Source organism: Longimicrobium sp. (genome assembly GCA_036389135.1).
Classification (GTDB): domain Bacteria; phylum Gemmatimonadota; class Gemmatimonadetes; order Longimicrobiales; family Longimicrobiaceae; genus Longimicrobium.
On record DASVQP010000070.1, the window covers coordinates 70,127 to 87,465 of the forward strand.

Annotated in this window: 14 protein-coding genes; 9 read left to right on the forward strand and 5 right to left on the reverse strand. The window is 69.1% G+C overall.

The window, feature by feature from the left end; all coding sequences use genetic code 11:
* Positions 1–26 precede the first annotated feature (26 nt).
* Together VF584_16835 and VF584_16840 are read left to right on the forward strand one after the other, a co-directional pair.
* Positions 27–4,130, forward strand: coding sequence for a hypothetical protein (locus tag VF584_16835; protein HEX8211844.1), 4,104 nt, complete (start codon positions 27–29; stop codon positions 4,128–4,130).
* An 11-nt stretch (positions 4,131–4,141) separates the two neighbouring features.
* On the forward strand, positions 4,142–4,654 hold the full coding sequence (locus tag VF584_16840) for a hypothetical protein (protein HEX8211845.1): 513 nt from the start codon (positions 4,142–4,144) through the stop codon (positions 4,652–4,654).
* Positions 4,655–4,767: 113 nt separating this feature from the next.
* On the opposite strand, the gene VF584_16845 is transcribed toward VF584_16840, so the two are convergent.
* Positions 4,768–6,639 (reverse strand): hypothetical protein, encoded by a 1,872-nt coding sequence (locus tag VF584_16845; protein ID HEX8211846.1) that lies wholly within the window; start codon positions 6,637–6,639, stop codon positions 4,768–4,770.
* Between the two features lie 166 nt (positions 6,640–6,805).
* Complete coding sequence (locus VF584_16850) at positions 6,806–7,513, reverse strand: RNA polymerase sigma factor (GenBank protein HEX8211847.1); 708 nt, start codon at positions 7,511–7,513, stop codon at positions 6,806–6,808.
* A gap of 471 nt (positions 7,514–7,984) precedes the next feature.
* Here VF584_16850 and lepB point away from each other — a divergent pair, with 471 nt between their 5' ends.
* The 4 genes from lepB (at position 7,985) to VF584_16870 (ending at position 10,956) form a co-directional block, all read left to right on the forward strand.
* Complete coding sequence (lepB, locus tag VF584_16855; protein ID HEX8211848.1) at positions 7,985–8,728, forward strand: signal peptidase I; 744 nt, start codon at positions 7,985–7,987, stop codon at positions 8,726–8,728.
* 3 nt (positions 8,729–8,731) lie between these two features.
* Positions 8,732–10,111 (forward strand): cytochrome P450, encoded by a 1,380-nt coding sequence (locus VF584_16860; GenBank protein ID HEX8211849.1) that lies wholly within the window; start codon positions 8,732–8,734, stop codon positions 10,109–10,111.
* Between the two features lie 87 nt (positions 10,112–10,198).
* Complete coding sequence (locus tag VF584_16865; protein HEX8211850.1) at positions 10,199–10,645, forward strand: hypothetical protein; 447 nt, start codon at positions 10,199–10,201, stop codon at positions 10,643–10,645.
* 104 nt (positions 10,646–10,749) lie between these two features.
* A complete protein-coding gene (locus VF584_16870; protein ID HEX8211851.1) occupies positions 10,750–10,956 on the forward strand; it encodes a hypothetical protein in 207 nt (68 codons plus the stop codon).
* A 216-nt stretch (positions 10,957–11,172) separates the two neighbouring features.
* Here VF584_16870 and VF584_16875 read toward each other — a convergent pair whose 3' ends face one another.
* On the reverse strand, positions 11,173–11,967 hold the full coding sequence (locus tag VF584_16875) for an HD domain-containing phosphohydrolase (protein HEX8211852.1): 795 nt from the start codon (positions 11,965–11,967) through the stop codon (positions 11,173–11,175).
* A gap of 156 nt (positions 11,968–12,123) precedes the next feature.
* On the opposite strand from VF584_16875, the gene msrB reads away from it, so the two are divergent.
* Both msrB and VF584_16885 read left to right on the forward strand, forming a co-directional pair.
* On the forward strand, positions 12,124–12,540 hold the full coding sequence (gene msrB / locus VF584_16880) for a peptide-methionine (R)-S-oxide reductase MsrB (protein ID HEX8211853.1): 417 nt from the start codon (positions 12,124–12,126) through the stop codon (positions 12,538–12,540).
* A gap of 59 nt (positions 12,541–12,599) precedes the next feature.
* Positions 12,600–13,820, forward strand: coding sequence for an alpha/beta fold hydrolase (locus VF584_16885; protein HEX8211854.1), 1,221 nt, complete (start codon positions 12,600–12,602; stop codon positions 13,818–13,820).
* Between the two features lie 143 nt (positions 13,821–13,963).
* On the opposite strand, the gene VF584_16890 is transcribed toward VF584_16885, so the two are convergent.
* Positions 13,964–14,419, reverse strand: a complete 456-nt coding sequence (locus tag VF584_16890; GenBank protein ID HEX8211855.1) for a hypothetical protein — start codon at positions 14,417–14,419, stop codon at positions 13,964–13,966.
* Positions 14,420–14,529: 110 nt separating this feature from the next.
* On the opposite strand from VF584_16890, the gene VF584_16895 reads away from it, so the two are divergent.
* Positions 14,530–15,639, forward strand: a complete 1,110-nt coding sequence (locus VF584_16895) for a glycosyltransferase (protein ID HEX8211856.1) — start codon at positions 14,530–14,532, stop codon at positions 15,637–15,639.
* Positions 15,640–15,702: 63 nt separating this feature from the next.
* On the opposite strand, the gene VF584_16900 is transcribed toward VF584_16895, so the two are convergent.
* Complete coding sequence (locus tag VF584_16900; protein ID HEX8211857.1) at positions 15,703–17,238, reverse strand: mercuric reductase; 1,536 nt, start codon at positions 17,236–17,238, stop codon at positions 15,703–15,705.
* Positions 17,239–17,339: the final 101 nt, after the last annotated feature.

Consider the following 17,339-nt stretch of genomic DNA (forward strand, 5'->3'; position numbering starts at 1 on the left):
AGCGCAACATCCGCGGATTCACCGGAGTGGAGATCCTGATGGTGCTGGTGGTACTCGGCATCGTAGCTGGGGCCGGTTACGCCGCCACGGGCCGGTACCGTGCCCGCGCCGCCGAAGCCGAGATGCGCCAGGACCTGGTGCACTTCGTCAACCAGCAGCAGGTCCTCCGCCAGCGGACCGGCTCGCTCGGGACCCTGGAGCAGCTCGACGGCCAGGGTTTCCGCCGCTCTCCCGGCGTGGTCGTGGAGGAAAATCGCCTGGAGGGCGGCGGCCGGCGCGCGTACCTGCGCGTGCGCCACCTGAAGACGGGGCAGCGCTGCTCCGTTGATTATTCGCCCTACGTCTCCAACGCGCTCAACCGCGTGCAGTGCTGGGCGGGCGAGGACGATCCGGACGGCACGGAGAACGTCGGCGCCCCCGAAGTCGCCATCACCACTCCCGTGCCTACCACTCCCGTGGATACGACGGTGAGCACACCGCCGCCCCCACCCGTCTGCGAGCCGACGCCTAGCCTCGACTCCCCGACCGACCAGAACCTGCGGCCGGGGCAGCCGGGCACGGGCGTGTTCACACTGACCAATCCGGGCGCGCGCTCCCGCAGCTTCTCGCTCGCGTTCTCCTCCAGCAACGCATCGGTGATCCCGGTGGCCACCGGGCCCGCGAGCGTGACGGTGCCCGCCGGTGGCTCCCAGACGGTCACCGCCAGCTTCCAGCTCGATCCCGATGCGGAGGCCGGCCAGGTGTCGGTCCTGCCGGTGGAAGCGAACGACGACCGGTGCCCGGCGCTGAACGGCTTCTTCAGCGTAGCCACGGAACTGGTGCTGGGTCCGCTGGAGCTCTCCGACCCCGCTGACGTGACCGTCACGCCCGGGGACCCGTTCCCGGTGCGCTGGACCTCGACCAGTCACACCAACATGCGGCGGATGATGGTGCTCGCGGCGACGGAGCAGCCGGCCCTCTCCCGCGCACCCTCGGCCGAGCCGGGGAGCCATCCGTACACCCGCGGCGTGCCGCAAACGACTGATCTGGTATACACCCTCGACGACAGCGTCGACGGTTTTGATCATCGCGACGCATGCATGACGTTCTCCGACGCCGAGGCCAGAACGCTGCCGCCGGCGCGCCAGTGCTTCCGCGTCACGGCCCGCTTTCTCCCACGCCCTCCGGCGATCTCCGCGCCGGCCGCGCGTGAAGCCGGCCAGGACGAGCAGTTCACCTCGGAATGGTCGGTGGTCAACAGCTCCAATGCGCGGCGCGACTTCAACATCCGCGCGGAAGCCACAGCCGACCTCCAGGTCGTGAGCGCGCAGGGCACGGGCGCGGCGGTGTCGATCCCGCGCGGCGGCTCGCACCGCGTGCAGGTGACGTATCGGCTCAAGCGCCCCTCGCTGGCCGGCACCGAGAGCCGCGGCAGGCTCCTCGTCGTGGACGTGGATCCGCAGTACGTCCCGCCATCCAGCAACATCGCCGATTTCGTCGTGCGCACGAAGCTCGAGGTCTGCGCCCCCAGCGTGGTCGCCGCGCCGGGCGGCCGAACCGAGCGACCCGGCGCCGCCTTCAGCGTGGTCTGGCAACTCCAGAATTGCACCAACGCGCAGCGCGATCTCACCCTTGCGACGGAGGGGGACACGGACGTGCTCCCGGGCGGCGCGCCACGGACGGAGTCGTTTGCCCCGTTCGAGGTGCGGAGCGTCACCCTGCCCTATCGCATGAAGGACCGCTCCGTGCACCTCACGCGCAGCCGCCCCACGCTCCAGGCGAGCGACGCGGCGTTCGGCTCGCCCTCCAGTTTCGCGGTGACCACGGCGCTCGAGTTGTGCGCGCCGACGCTCGCGGGACCGGCCGGGGTGCCGGCACAACCGCAGGCGCCCGGCACGGCCGCCACCGTCACCTACACGATCGAAAACTGCTCCAACGCACCGCGCACGTTCTCCGCCCCGGTGAGCTCGTCCAACCCCGCCGCCATCCCTGACCCCGGCGATCCCGCGAACCAGACGATCCCGGCCTACGGCTCTGCCAGCGTGTCGTTCACCTACGGGATCCCGGCGAACGCGTATGGCGGCGTCCCCTCCGACCTCTCGATCCGGGTGGAAGACACGGGCGATCCGTCGCTCTTCGCGCCCGGCGGCTTCCGGGTTACTCCGCGGATCATCCGTGCGGCGCCCCTCCTCTCCGCCTTCCCGGCGCAGACCTTTCTCCCCGGCCAGAGCGGGAGCGGGTCGGCCACCCTGACCAGCCAGAGCAACGTGGCGGTGAGCTACTGCTTCACCGCCACGGTCGGCGCCGGATCGGCCGCCGCCGGCAGCGTCGTCTCCCCGTCGCCCTCCCCCGCGGCGTGCGTGGAGATCGGCACCCCCTTCGGCACCGCAACGGTGGCGCAGTCCGTCTCCGTCGCCGCGGCCGCCGAGCACCCCTGGACAAATCAGGTAACCGTCACGGCCGTGGACCAGGCCGGCAACCACACCGCCGCGCAGACGTTTACCGTCACCGCGGCTCTGCTGCTGGTCAACCCGACGCTTCAGGTGCCGCCTACCCCTCCGGATTTGTACTGGTTGGAAGGAGAGGTTAAGACGATCAGCTATCTAACGAGCAACCAAAGCAACGCCACTCGAACACTCTGTCTCACCGTCACTCCCGAGAACCCGGTGATGGTGGCGGGAGCGCCCAACCCTACATGCGCCCGAGTCGAGGCGAGGAAGAACCACACGTTCGTTACCTCGCTCCAAGCCCGATCGGCCAATACACTGTTCGTGAGGGCGAGGGTGAGAGTCTATGATGAGTATGAAGACAGATTCCAGGCGCAGGACAGCTTTCGCAATCGGATCACAGATGCGGCGCCGGTCGCCAAATGGACCACGCGTGGTTCTGTGTACATGCGCAAGTGGTTTGATCTCGACGCGAGCAATTCATCGAGTCCAATCGGCCGCGCCATTTCGAAGTACATCTGGAGTTGGGGTTTGGACGGAATGCGCTGGGATGGCAACCGGTTCGTGTCCGGCGGGACGGGGGTGGCGACCGATGAATTGAGCTCGTCCAGCGCTCGACGGGCATATGACACGACAGGGATCTTCCGCGTCTGTCTGAAAGTGGTAGACGCGGACGGCCGGATAAGCCCAGAGAATTGCCAGGACATCAGGGCGCTGAAGATGACACGCGCTCGGCTGAAGTGGCGTTACCGCGGGTGGTGGCACGACCCGAGAGACTTTTGCTGGGACGTCGCCTGGGACAACCAGTGCCCCAAGGAGTCAGGAAACGCACGATGGGAGGTCCTGCTGGACGAATCCGTGGGAGACGTACCTATCGTTCGTGCCTGGGCCGAGTTCCAGGTCGAATTTTGGCAAACGGACGACAAGTTCGAGCGAAAGTTCTCCTACAGCGGAAACGGAGATGAGATCGCGCCCTACAGGTACGCCTCCAGAAATGGGGCGAGCACCTACAACTTCTTTAGCAACGACCAGAAATCGTCAGGCAACGTCCAGAGGGGGATCTGGCGTGTGCTTACAACAGAGGGGAGCAGCGCGGGAGGCTGGCCCCAGTCACCCAACCTGGCGCAGCACCCACTCGTGCTCAACGCGAACCTCGGGAGCGCAACGGGCGCCTTCGACAATGGCCCCCACTGGGTGCCAGATGAAGCGTGGGTGACCCTCTACGTGCTGGATGCGAACGGCCAGACCACCTCCCAGAGCGGCTTCTACGATCACACTCGCTCCGAGTGGAGAGGCAGCGACTGCATCAACGGAACTGGCCCTCTCTTCTTCACCTGCACGAGGGGCTTCGAGCAACTAGTGCCGCCACCCTCCACCCCGACGGGAGCCATCGCCGCGGAGGTGATCAATGGGACGCACCGGCTGACCGGCTCGGGTGAGAGCGTAGACGGCCGTATTGTGGACATGTTCTGGGAAGTCTACGTGCAGCCGCTCGACCTCACCTCCGGACCCGGAGGGAGCTATCAGTCGCGCGCCTCGGTTCTGGAGCTGTCTCCGGAGCAGTGCGCATCGCAGGACGTAACGCTCTACATCGTGGACGACCGGAGCCGGGTTGGCGCTGCGTACTATTCGATTCCCAGCAGTGGCAGCTACTCGGACTGCATAGGCTCAGGCGGTCCCGGCGGGCCACAAACACCGCTCTGAGGAGCACTCCGATGACCAAGCCAGGCTTAAAGATGGTTTCCGCGATCGCCATTCTGGCACTGGGTGTGGGCGGGTGCCAGGCGGGAGAGGAAAGCGAGGCCCGGAGCGGCAAGGAGACGGCGCGCGCAGCCGATCGGCCGATCCTTGCTCCGGCCCCGGCGGCGGCCGCTGTCGCCCGGATGCTCTACGAGGAAAACTTGGTCAGTGTGCCGGAAGTCAGCGAGAGAACCAAAGAAGCGGTACTGCGTGTCGCGCGAGACAACCACTCACGGGACTCAGTGATGCCGGCCCTCCATCGGTGGTTGGAGAATTGGGCGGCTGCGCACCCGGTGGAGGCAAAGGCGGCACGGCTGGCGGGAGGCAACTCCAAGGCGCAAGCACACGGAACCGATGCGCACGCCCCTCCTTCTGTTAGGGCGCAGACTGACTCGATCCGTCTCCTCGTCCGCATCCGGGCCAGGCGCCGTATCGAGGCGGCACGGCTCGCCCACGACTTGACCGGTCGGCACGCCGGAACGGAGTAACGGCGCGGCAAAGGGTGCCCTCTCCCGTGGGCACCCTCTGTGGGATGAGGTGGAGACGTGAACAAGGCGGCCCGAAGGGGACCGGCGGTTTTGTTCAATCCAAAACGTGCTTCCTACTTGACCCGGGTAATTCGGGCGATGAACGGTGCCGAACCGAACCCGCTGAACGTGAGCGAGATACCCTTCCCCGCGTCCGCATTGTAGTCCCACGCGTAGACAGCTGCGTAATTGCCGCGCCCTACCACCAGCCGGCGCGCCGTGTTAGCAGTCTTGGAGATCGCTGTACTTGACAGAGGCCCATTGTCCTGCGGCACCCACGTCTGTATCTGCGGGAGGCTACGTGCAGCCACAACTGCGGGGTCCACGATGTCGTCAATCGCCTCAGCCAGGCTCCAGCGATCGAGAGCCGTGGTCGCATCCATGCCGACAAGGGCGGCCATATCCGAAATGCCGTATCGGGGAATCGCCAGCACACGCGCATAGTAGCGCTCCTTGGTGCTGCCGAGAGTAGCATCGCCCCATTGCTCTCGGAGGAACATCAGAAAGCGGGCACCCTGGTCGTAGACTCCCCCTCGGTCACCGGCCACGGTACCCCAGGGACTCTGCAGCGGGCTCTCGCCATATCCGTTCAGGTAGAAGTCGGCGTACGGCACACCGGTGACAAGGCCGCTGTACCGGGCAGCAGTGGGCTGATTGCTGGCAAGCCTGGCCGCGGTTTCCTGGAAGGACTGAGCCCAGGCCTCGTGCGCGGCCCAGTGGGAGAAATGCTCGCCGAAGGTGCCCCAGCGCCGTACTTCGAATACGTCCTCCACGCTGTGCCCGTACTCATGGATCAGGAGACCCGCGAGATATTCCATCTGTGAGTCATGCTGCGGTGGAAGATCGTGAGAGATGGTCGCGATCAGTTCCGAAGCATTGGGGCAGATCGAAACTGGCGCACCGACTCGCCCGTCCGACGTCCAGCCCGGGATGTCGCTCCGGAAGACGTGCCACCACCTGCCTCCGGCACCTTTGGGAGGCTGGAAGTCGGCGCCCAGGATCTCACGGGCGGCGGGGAGCGCCCACCGCTCCATCATGTCCGCGGCGCGGGTGAGGCGATTCCGGGTCTCAACGGAACTCCAGCCGGCGCTGTGTCTAGTGCGAGAGTCGTAAGCCAGCACCGTCTTCCCGGAAGTCGATGTCGCAGCGACGACGATTGGGAAGGTGGGTACCTGGTTGCGCGGCTTGTCGCAGCCGTATGGGTCGTTCCAGAGGTCCGCCCAGATCACCGTGTCGCCGACGGTGGCGGTGGCGTACCGTGGGTCGAAAGAGGGCGGATTTTCCGAGTAGGTGATAGGACCGGCCACACTCCGCTGCCGTGGGTACTCGCGGTTGTGCAGCGCGGCGTGCTGATCGAGACGGGCCGCGAGGGCCGACGCTCCAAGGCGGGGTGACACCGTGGACGAGACGCTCGCCGCGGACCCGCCCGCGCCAGTCCAGCCGTGGACGGTGAAGAGCGTGTCCGGCGCCGGGCTGTACACGAGGCTCGGGTTCAGTGCCGTGAAGACGTAGCGGTTGGTGCCGGCGGGGAGCTGCAGGCAGAGGGTGGCGAGCTGCTCGCGGGTGAGGACGCGGCTCTCGCCAACCTGGAGGTCGATCGTGGAGGCGACCTTCAGGGCACCCGTGTGGCTCATCGTACCCGCCTGTACCACGATCGGGCGGCCGTCCACCTCGCAGGGGCGGGCGGCGGGCATGGCGAAGCGCGCCTCGGTGGCGGTGCGCGACGTCCAGGTGACCGCGACGCCGTCGACGGTGATGCTCGCCGGGAGCTGGTCCAGGTGGGCACCCGTGAGGACGCCGTCGCCGCCGGCGGTGAGGACGGCGCCGCTGATCGAGGGCGTTTTGACTTCGGGGGGCTTCTTGTCGCCGCCGGCTGGGTTCTGGCAGCTGGCCTGCACGCCCAGGACGATGGCAAGGAAGAGCGGGGTGCGGACCAGGTGCTTCATGCTCGGTCGCTGCTGCGGGTGGGGGAGCCGCACGCGGGCGCGATTGGCTCGGAGGAGAGTGGCGGGTAGCGGACGGACGGAACGTGCGGCTCGCCAGTGCGTACCGCGCGTTCGAAACATAACACGCTTCTATTTGCCTGAAAAGCGTGCTCGCATGCCGCCGCGGCTACAGGTGCGGCCCGTCGGTCATCTCGGCGCGCAGGTGGCCGAGGCGCTCGCGAAGCTGCGTTCGCGCGCGGTGCATCCGGCTCTTCACCGTTCCCACGGGGACGCTCAGCGCCTCGGAGATCTCCTCGTAGGGCTGCCCCTCCAGCTCGTGGAGGCGGAACGGCTCGGCGAAGATGGCATCCATGCGCCCCAGCTCGCGCTCGACCTGCGCGCGGATCTGGCGCCGATAGGTGAAGTCGTCCGGCCGCACCTCCATCGACTGCCCTTCGGTGAGCGCCTGCACCGCGGCGGGCTCGCCCTCCAGATCCGTCATGGTGTGCACGCGGCGGCGCGACTCGGTGCGCCCCTCGTTGATGGTGAGGTTCCCGGCGATGGCATGGATCCAGACTGAGAACGGCTTGGTGGGATCGTAGCGCTCGCGGTTGTTGTGCACGCGCATGAAGACGATCTGCGTCAGGTCGTCGGAACGGGTGCGGTCGTTGATCCGCTTGAAAAAGTAGCCACGGATGCGCGAGCGCCAGCGCGTATGGAGGATCTGGAAGGTCATCTCGCACCCCGTCCTGCCATAGTGCGCCATCAGCTGCTCGTCGGCGGGGCCGGTCCTGGCCTCGCCGCCGAACGGCAGGGGAGCGTCTTCGACCAGGTGAAGAGCGGCTCGTGGTGGAAGGGGGGCGGGCTCGTGGAGGTGGAGGCGGTCCGTTTGCATCGGGGTTCTCCGGGGTTACCGCTGGTCCGGCGGGGGAGATTGTGTGGCGCGAGAGGTGGGCCTGAGTATACATACCCCGTTCACTTTGCGCAATGGGGTAGTTGGACTTTCCGTTTTGGGAAGCGATGCGAGTGGTCCTAGGTGTCGAGTCGCGGGTCCAATCTTCGGCATTATTCTTTCCCGAGAGGAGTCTATGTTTGCCGAGCGATTGGCGAAGCGAGACGGATAACGGTGTGAGAAGTTGCCGAGGACGGGATTCGAAGTTTCGGATGCGGCAAGCGCCGTCATCGGACGGGGGGAAACTTTGGAGAATGGTGCGGCGTATCCCCGCGGAAGGGGCGGATGGTTGTGCGATCCTCCCCCGCCCCCGATACTTCTGCTGCCCCGACGCCCCGGGGGTGGGACTGCGGGGCGCGTCCCCCAACCGTACCCGGATTCGTGGCTTCCCCCAACACCCGGAGCGCCGCGGGCGTGGCCAAGCGCCGCACCCCCGCCAGGGCCTCCGCCAAGAACGAGACGCTGGAGTGGGTCAAGTCGGTCGGCATCGCCGTCGTCCTGTTCCTCTTCATCCGCACCTTCCTGGTGCAGGCGTACTCCATTCCGTCCGAGAGCATGGAGCGCACGCTCCTGGTGGGCGACTACCTGATGGCCAACAACGCCATCTTCGGCGCGCATCTCCCCGTGGTGGACGTGGCGCTCCCCGCCATCCGCGACCCGCGGGCGGGGGAGATCGTGGTATTCCGCCCGACGTACAACAACCCCGTGATCGACGTGGTGAAGCGGGTGATCGGCACGCCGGGCGACACGATCCAGATGAAGGACCGGGTGATGTTCCGCAACGGCAAGCGGCTGAACGAGCCGTACGCCATTTACGAGCAGGGGCCGGACGAGCCGCTGGAGGTGCAGGACCCGGAAGCGCCCACCTGGCACCGGCAGGCGCTGGCGCCCGGCGCCGACCCGCGCAGCTACCAGCCGACGCGCAACAACTGGGGCCCGCTGGTGGTTCCCGCCGGGCACTACTTCCTGATGGGCGACAACCGCGACCACTCGCTGGACTCGCGCTTCAAAGGCTTCATTCCGCGCGACGTGATCCGCGGGAAGCCGATGTTCCTGTATTACTCGTACGACAAGACTTCGCCGGACGCGCTGCCGTTCGTGACGGAGGTGCGCTGGGGACGGATCGGGAACCTGATCCGCACCGCCAGCGGCAACTAGGGCGTGAGATCCGGGCCCGCCGCCGCGGACGTCCTGCACCCGCCCGGCCCGCGGGGAGGCGCGCCCGTCCGCTCCATCCTCGCGCTTCGGCGCGACGTGCTGGGGATGCTGGAGCGGATGCACCGCCGTTACGGCGACGTGGTGCGCTGGCGCGTCGGCGCCATCCCCTTCTATCTCGTAGCGGACCCCGAGGGTGTGCGCGACGTGCTGGTGACGAGGCACCGGCTCTTCATCAAGAGCCGGGCGCTTCAGCGTGCCCGCGTGCTGCTGGGCCACGGGCTGCTGACCAGCGAGGGCGACTTCCACCTGCGGCAGCGGCGGCTGGCGCAGCCCGCCTTTCACCGCGAGCGGATCGCGGCGCTGGCGGGGGAGATCGCCGCGCTCTCTGCGCGGATGGCGGAGGGGTGGACGGCCGGCACCACGCTGGACGTGGGCCGCGAGATGAACCGGATGACGCTCGCCATCGCCGGGCGCACGCTGTTCGGAGCGGCGGTGGAGGAGGAGGCGGACGAGATCGGCCGGGCGCTGACGGATGCGCTCGGCCTTTTCACGCGCCTGAGCAACCCGCTGGCGCCGCTCCTGGACCGGCTTCCGGTGCCCGGCACCCTCCGCTTCCACCGAGCGCGCGAGCGGCTGGACTCCACCATTCTGCGCATCATCGAGGAGCGGCGGAGGAGCGGGGTGGACCGGCCCGACCTGCTGGGGCTGCTGCTGGCCGCGCGCGACGAGGAGGGGGACGGCGGCGGGATGACCGACGAGCAGCTCCGCGACGAGACGCTGACGCTCTTTCTGGCCGGTCACGAGACGACGGCCAACGCGCTCGCCTGGACGTGGCACCTGCTGGGCGCCCACCCGGAGGCGGAGGCGCGCTTCCACGCGGAGATCGACGACGTGCTCGGCGGCCGCACGCCCGGCGCGGAGGACGCCGCGGCGCTGCCGTACACGCGCGGGGTGTTCGCGGAGGCGATGCGGCTCTTTCCGCCCGCGTACCTGATCGGGCGGGAGCCGAAGGAGGACTTCGTGCTCGGCGGCTTCCGCATACGGCGTGGTTCGGTGGTGCTGCTCAGCCCGTGGCTCGCGCACCGCGATCCGCGCTTCTGGGATGCGCCGCTGGAGTTCCGTCCGGAGCGGTGGACGCCCGAGGCGGAGGCGGCGCTTCCACGATTCACGTACTTTCCGTTCGGCGGGGGGCCGCGGAAGTGCATCGGCGAAGGGTTCGCGTGGATGGAAGGGATCCTGGCGCTGGCGACGCTCGGGCAGCGGTGGCGGCTGCGGCCGGTGCCGGGCGCGGTGCCGAGGCCCGAGCCGCTGATCACGCTGCGGGTGAAGGAGCTGAGGATGATGCTGGAGCCGCGGCGTGGGGTGCGCGGGGCGGGATCGTAAAGGGTCTCGCGCGGAGACGCAGAGAGAGGCGCTGAGGAAAGCGTGCTCCGGTTGCCGGTTGGGTACAACTTACAACTCGTGATTCTGATGTCTGGGGACGATTCGGTGTGGGAGGCGGGGGAGGTGGCCGCGGCGCTGGAGCACTACCTGGGGCTCGGTGAGGTGACGGCGGAAGCGCTCGAGGAGCGGCTGCTGGGGGCGGGTGTGCTGGAGAGGGCCCCGGTCCGCGAGGGTGCGGACGAGGCGGCGCGCTTCCAGGTGCTCGCGCTGGCGGCTCAGGATCTTTGGCTGGCGGAGCGCTTCCGCGGGAGGAGCGCGGACGTGGCGCACTTCGGGCGGCTGCGAGGGCGGTTCTTTGCGGCGCTGCGCGTGCTGGGCGAGCACGGGGCGGCGCTGGAGCGGGCCGGGCTCGTCATCCTGCGCTCCGACCAGCCCTGGATCGCGCCGCTGCTGGCGGAGGCGTTGGCGTCCGCGCCCGTCCACGTCGACGCACAGGGCCCCATGCTGGTGATGATGAAGCCGGAAGAGAAGTAGGCGGCCTTCGCGATGGAAGTTCGAGGCGCGCACACATCGGGCACGCATTATGCGCCGCAATGTCACAGACGCGAAGTACGGAAAACCTTTACAGGAGGCGCAAGATGAACCGTTCCACTTTCGGCAGGGCCGTACTTACGGTCACGGTGGTTCTGGGGCTCGGCTTCGGGCTACAGGAGGCGGTGGCGTCCGAGGCGCAGCGGCCGTTCTGCGAGGACGACTTGGATTGCGAGCAGACCTGTCAGCGTATATACGGCCCGGACGCGGCCGGGATCTGCAGTTCCGGCCACACCTGCTACTGCTACTACTGAGAGGCTAACACAGAGCTACAGAGCGAACAAACACGACTTCCTGAACGGAGCGCCGAACCGCGCCTGCGCCTGCGCGACCGCAGGCGCGCAGTGAAGGAAGGGGCTCTCCCACGTGCACCACCACATCCCATGTTCGGATGCGTGTACGTGTGGTCTCCGTAGCCTTGCAGTTCCCTCTGTGTTCTCTGTGTGAGGCTTTTTCTGTCGCCGGGCCGTTCAGACTGACGGGGTGCCGTCCAGTTCGGGGGGATTTTCGGGGGTGGGGGGTGGGGCGTTCAGCGCCGCCTCCTGCTCCCGTCTTTCGTCGGTCTGCCCGGCGGAGGCGATCTCGCACCACTGGCCTAGGACGGGATCGGTGTGGACCAGCTCCACGAGGCCCGGGTCGAACTGGCGGCCGGCGCCTTTCCTCAGCCGGTCGAACGCCTCGTCCACCGGCATCCCCTCCTTGTAGGCGCGCGGCTGGGTCATGGCGTCGAAGGCGTCGGCGATGGCGATGATGCGCGCGCCCAGCGGGATCTCTTCTGCGCCGCAGCCGCGGGGGTAGCCGCTGCCGTCCCAGCACTCGTGGTGCGACGCGACGACTTCCGCGATGCCGGGGTGGATCGGCTCCAGCGGCTCCAGGATGCGGGCGCTGAGGTGCGGATGGAACTCCATCTCCGTGCGCTCGTCCTCGCTGAGCGGGTCGCGCGAGTGGACGATGTGGAAGAAGCGGTCGTCGATCTTCCCCATGTCGTGCAGCAGCGCGCCCACGCGGAGCGTCGCCAGCTCGCGGCGCGGCATCCCGAACCGCTGCGCCAGCGCGAAGCTCAGGTCCGCCACACGGCGGCTGTGGCGCGCGGTGATGGCGTCATCGGCTGTAAGGGCGTTGAGGAGCACGTCCACCAGGATGCGGTGCGTGACCCTCTCGCGCCGCGACCGGCGAAAGGAATCCGCCAGCCACGCGGCGCCCACCACCACCACCCCGGCGATCCCCCCCCACGCGATGCCGCGCCCCGCTTCATCCTTCCTCATTCACCTTTTCCGGTTGAGTGCCGGTGGCGCGGCAGTGCAGAAGATGCGCCACGGAACCGTTCGTGCGCTGGCGGCGACCCGCGTGGCGTGCGCGGGGTACAATGGCGACGGAGCCGGCCGGGCCGGCGCTACACGACGAACGATTGGAGGCCAGGAATGTCCGAGACAACGCAGGACTTCACGCCGCTGGAGAAGCCGCACGACGAATGGCGGCGCGAGCTGACGCCGCAGCAGTACGCCGTGCTCTTTGAGGAGGGAACGGAGCGCGCCTTCACCAGCCCGCTCAACGACGAGAAGCGCCCGGGGACCTTTGCGTGCGCGGCGTGCGGGCTTCCGCTCTTCACGTCGGACACCAAGTTCGACAGCGGCACGGGGTGGCCGAGCTTCTTCGACCCCATCCCCGGGCACCTGGAGACGAAGCGGGACTTCAAGATGATCTGGCCACGCACCGAGTACCACTGTGCGCGCTGTGGCGGGCACCAGGGGCACGTCTTCACCGATGGGCCGGCGCCCACGGGGAAGCGCTACTGCAACAACGGGGTGGCGCTCCGCTTCGAGCCGCGGGAAGGCTGACGCCATGCGCGCCGCTCCTTGAATGGGGCGGCGCGCTGCTTTTCCACGGAGAGACCCACGTGCACTCGATCCCCCTTACCTTTTCAGGCGCATCCGGGGCGCGCCTTTCCGCCCGGCTGGATCTGCCGCCGAGCGGGGAGCCGCGCGCCTGCGTGCTGCTGGCGCACTGCTTCACCTGCTCCAAGAACCTGAACGCCGTGGTCAACATCGCCCGCGCGCTCAACGGCGAGGGGCTGGCGGTGCTGCGCTTCGACTTCACGGGGCTGGGGGAGAGCGAGGGCGAGTTCGCGGAGACGAACTTCTCCACCGCCGTGGCGGACCTGGTCTTGGCGGCGGAGTTCCTGGCGGCGCGCGGAATGGCGCCCGCACTCCTGGTGGGCCACTCGCTGGGCGGCGTCGCGGCGCTGGTGGCGGCCGGGCGCATCCCCTCGCTGCGCGCCGTCGCCACGCTGTGCGCGCCCTCCGATCCGTGGCTCGCGATGGGTCTTCTCGCGGAGTCGCGGGAGCGGATCGAAGCGGACGGAGCGGCCACCGTGCAGATCGGCGGGCGTCCATTCGTCGTCAAGCGGCAGCTCATGGACGACCTGCGCGGCTCCCGCATCGAGGAGGCGCTGGCCCAATTGGAACTTCCTCTGCTCGTCCTCCACTCCGCCGAAGACCAGGTGGTGGCGCTGGAGCACGCGATGAAGATCTTCCAGGGGGCGCGGGGGAGCCGCAGCTTCATCTCACTCGACGGCGCGGACCACCTGCTGAGCAACCGCGACGATGCGCGCTACGCCGGCCGTGCGATCGCGGCGTGGGCATCGCGCCACCTCCCCGAGCTCCCCCACCCGAAGCTCGAGGAGCTTTCCGACGCCGGCGAGGTGCTGACGGTGACGGGTCCGTCCGGATTCCGCACCGCGATCTCGGCCGGGCGGCACGTCTTCGTGGCGGACGAGCCCGTCGCGGTCGGCGGCGCGGATGCGGGGCCGACGCCCTACGACTACCTGATGGCCGGGCTGGGCGCGTGCACCGGGATGACGGTGAAGATGTACGCGGAGCGGAAGGGCTGGCCGCTGGAGGAGGTCTCGGTGCGGATGCGTCACGGCAAGGTGCACGCGCTCGACGAGGCCCGCTGCGCATCTGGCCAGCCGTGCGTGGACCACATCCGGCGCGAGCTGGTCCTGGAAGGGCCCCTGACCGCGGAGCAGCGCGAGCGCCTGCGCGAGATCGCCGACCGCTGCCCCGTGCACCGCACCATGACCGCGGCGGCACAGATCGAGACGGCGCTGGTGGGGTAGGCCCTCACCCCCGTCTCGTTACACTCGACTGCCCCCTCTCCCGATAACAGGAGAGGGCTGCGCCCTCCCGTCATCGAGAGAGGGGGCGTGGGTACCTCGTGGGGCGCGATCCAGGAACGGACGGTTGCGGCGTACCAGCGTCTCTACCGTGTGCCGTACCAGTAGAGCGCGGCGCCAAGCGGAGCGAACATCCAGTAGTCGCGCGGGGCGATCCACCACCACGTCGGCGCGTGCCACCAGATGTGCTCGCGCGTGAAGCGGCGCAGGCCGAAGGCGGGGTTGAAGACGAACCAGAGGAAGTCTTCGGCGATCCAGAAGAAGATCAGGAATGCGAGGATCCGCGCCTCGCCGCGCAGCGACGGGAGCGCGAAGCCGAGCGCGAAGGGGAGGTGCGCCATCACCAGCACCCACGCGTGCACCCACAGGTGATAGCCGGTGAGCGGGCGCCCGCTGAAGAACAGCTTCGTCCAGCGGTTCTCGATCCGCCACGTCGGGAGGTTGGAGGCCCAGCCGCCCTCCTCTCCCTCGATCTGGATCTCGAGCAGGGCGAAGGCGGCCGCGGCGGCCAGCACCGCGCCAAAGAACCAGAAGTGCGTCAATCGAGGGGCCCGGTGCGTGGGGGCGTATTCACGGACACCCGGCTGCGGGGGCACGCCGCGTGCCGCGGCGATCCTGTACAGCGAGTCGTGCCCACTGCCGCGGAGAGCCCATGGAGAGACCCGGCGTCCTGATCGTTTCCGCCTCCACCGGCACCGGGCACCTGCGCGCGGCGGAGGCACTTCGAGCCGCCTTCACCGAGCTGGACCCCGCGCTCCGGGTGGAGCACGTGGACCTGCTGACGCTGGCTCCACGCTGGGTGCGCGCGCTGTACGGCGCGGGGTTCGAAATGATCGCCGCGCGGGCGCCGCGGGTGTGGAAGGGGATTTACCACCTCACCGACGGAATGGACCACGACCGGGCGCACTGGGCTCCGGCGGCCCGCCGCATCCTCTTCCGCGCCTTCCACGATCTCGTGCTGACGCATCCGTGGAGCGCGTGCCTGTGCGCCCACTTCCTCCCCTGCCAGCTCGCCGCGGGGCGCCCGGGGTGGCCGCCCTTTGCGCTCGCCATCACCGACTTCACCCTGCACCGCGTCTGGGTGCAGCCCGGCGTGCGGCGCTACTTCGTGGCCACGGATGCGCTGGCGGCCGAGCTGCGGCCACGGGCGCGCGGGGCGGCGGTGGAGGTGACCGGCATCCCCATTGACCCGTCGGTGGCGCGGGTCCCCGCGTGGGCGGATGCGCGGGTGGAGTGGGGGCTGCACCCGGAACGGCCGGTCGCGCTGGTGGCCGGCGGCGGGCTGGGGATCGGGGTGGAGGAGGCCGTCTTCGCCGCGCTCGATGGGGCGGATCCCGCGGCGACCATCGTGGCGGTGTGCGGCAGGAACGACGCGGCACGCGCACGGCTGGAGACGCTGCGGCTTCCGCCCGAGCGCCTGCGGGTGCTCGGCTACGTGCGCGGGCTGCCGTCGCTGATGGCCGCGGCGGATGTGGTGGCGACCAAGGCCGGTGGGCTGTCGGTGAGCGAGGCGCTCGCGCTGGGTCGTCCCCTCCTCCTCACCCGCCCCATCCCCGGCGCGGAGGAGGGGAACACGCGCACCCTGGAGCGAAGCGGCGCCGCACTCGCCGGCCGTAACAGGGTCGAGATGACCGCCGCCTTCGCCCGCGTCTTTTCTGAGCCGGGCCTTCTCCCGCGCCTGTCCGCCGCCGCGACCGCGCTGGGCCGGCCGTTTTCCGCCCGCACGGTGGCGGAGAGCGTGCGGCGGGAGTACGTGCGGTAGGGCGATGGACAATGGGAGGATAGCTTCGGCCCGCCAAGACGAGTGTAGTAGCAGGCCGAACTATCAACGCAGCGCGCGGAAGAAGAGGCGGAACGCCTTCTTCGCGGCGGGCGTGAGGCGGGTGCGGCTCCAGGCGTCGGCGGCTTTGCGGATGACCTCGGCCTGGGTGGGGTAGGGGAAGATCGTCTGGCCCACTTTGCCCAGGCCGATGCCGGCGGTCATCGCCTGGGTGATCTGGCTGATGAGGTCGCCGGCGTGGTCGGCGACGAGGGTTGCGCCGAGGATGCGGTCCGTGCCGGCCTTCAGGTGCACGCGGAGGAAGCCGTCTTCCTCGCCATCGAGGCGTGCGCGGTCCACCTCGCGCATGGGGATGGTGATGGTCTCGGCGCCCTGCTCCTTTGCCTCGTCCGCGGTGATGCCGACGTGCGCCACCTCCGGCGCGGTGTAGGTGCACCAGGGGATCACCAGGTCGGACGCCTTGCCGCGGCCGAAGAAGAGGGCGTTCCGCACCACCATACGCGCCTGGGCATCGGCGGCGTGGGTGAAGCGATACTTCGACGCCACGTCTCCGATGGCGTAGATGCGCGCGCTGGTGGTGCGCATGTGCTCGTCGACCGTGACGCCGTGCTCACCGAACTCGACGCCCGCGGCTTCCAGGCCGATGTCTTCCACGTTCGGCGCGCGGCCGGCGGCGACCAGCAGGTGGCTTGCCTCGGTGCTCGCGGCCGCTCCGCCCCGCGTCCAGCGAACGGTGACCGTCGCACCGATGCGCGTCACCCGCTCCACCTTCGCCCCCAGCACGATCTCCACGCCGTCGCGGCGGAGCGCTTCCGCGACGGTGGCCGCGGCGTCGGGGTCGTCGTGGGGGAGGACCTGGTCCTTGTCGTCCAGTATGGTGACGCGGCTGCCGAAGCGCACGAACGCCTGCGCCAGCTCGCACCCGATCGGCCCGCCGCCGATGACGACCAGGTGCTCCGGGCGCTGCGTCAGCGAGAAGATCGTCTCGTTGGTCAGGTAGCCCGCCTCCGCCAGCCCCTCGATGCGCGGGACGGCGGGGCGCCCTCCGGTGGCGACCACCGCGCGGCGGAAGCGGAGGCGCGCGCCTCCCACCTCCAGTGCATCCCCGGACACGAAGCGCCCCTCACCGAGAAAGACGTCGACCCCCAGCTCGTCTCGGAAGCGGCGCGCCCCGTCCACCGGGCTCAGGTCGGCGCGGATGCGGCGCATGCGCTCCATCGCCACGGCGAAGTCGCCGTCGCCTGCGGAGGCCGGGCCGCCGAAGCGCTCCGAAGCCTCGGCGGCGGCCTTCCACCCGCGGGCGGCGCGGATCAGCGCCTTGGAGGGGACGCACCCCACGTTCAGGCAGTCGCCGCCCATCAGCGCGCGCTCCACCAGCGCCACGCGCGCGCCCAGCGCCGCGCCGATGGCCGCCGTCACCAGCCCCGCCGTCCCCGCGCCGAGCACCACCAGGTGGTAGCTGGACTTCGGAGTGGGGTTGCTCCACAATGGCGGATGCACGGTCTCCAGCAGGCGACGGTCATGCTCCCCCACGGGCGCTTCGGCGAGCGGGAGCGGCGCGGCGGGATCGGGCGTACTCATCGATCGAATCTCCAGAACGGGCAACCGGGGTCTATCACGGATCTACGAATCCTCGTCGGTACCGGATCGTGCCGCGTATCCAGTGAGACGGCACCTTGCGC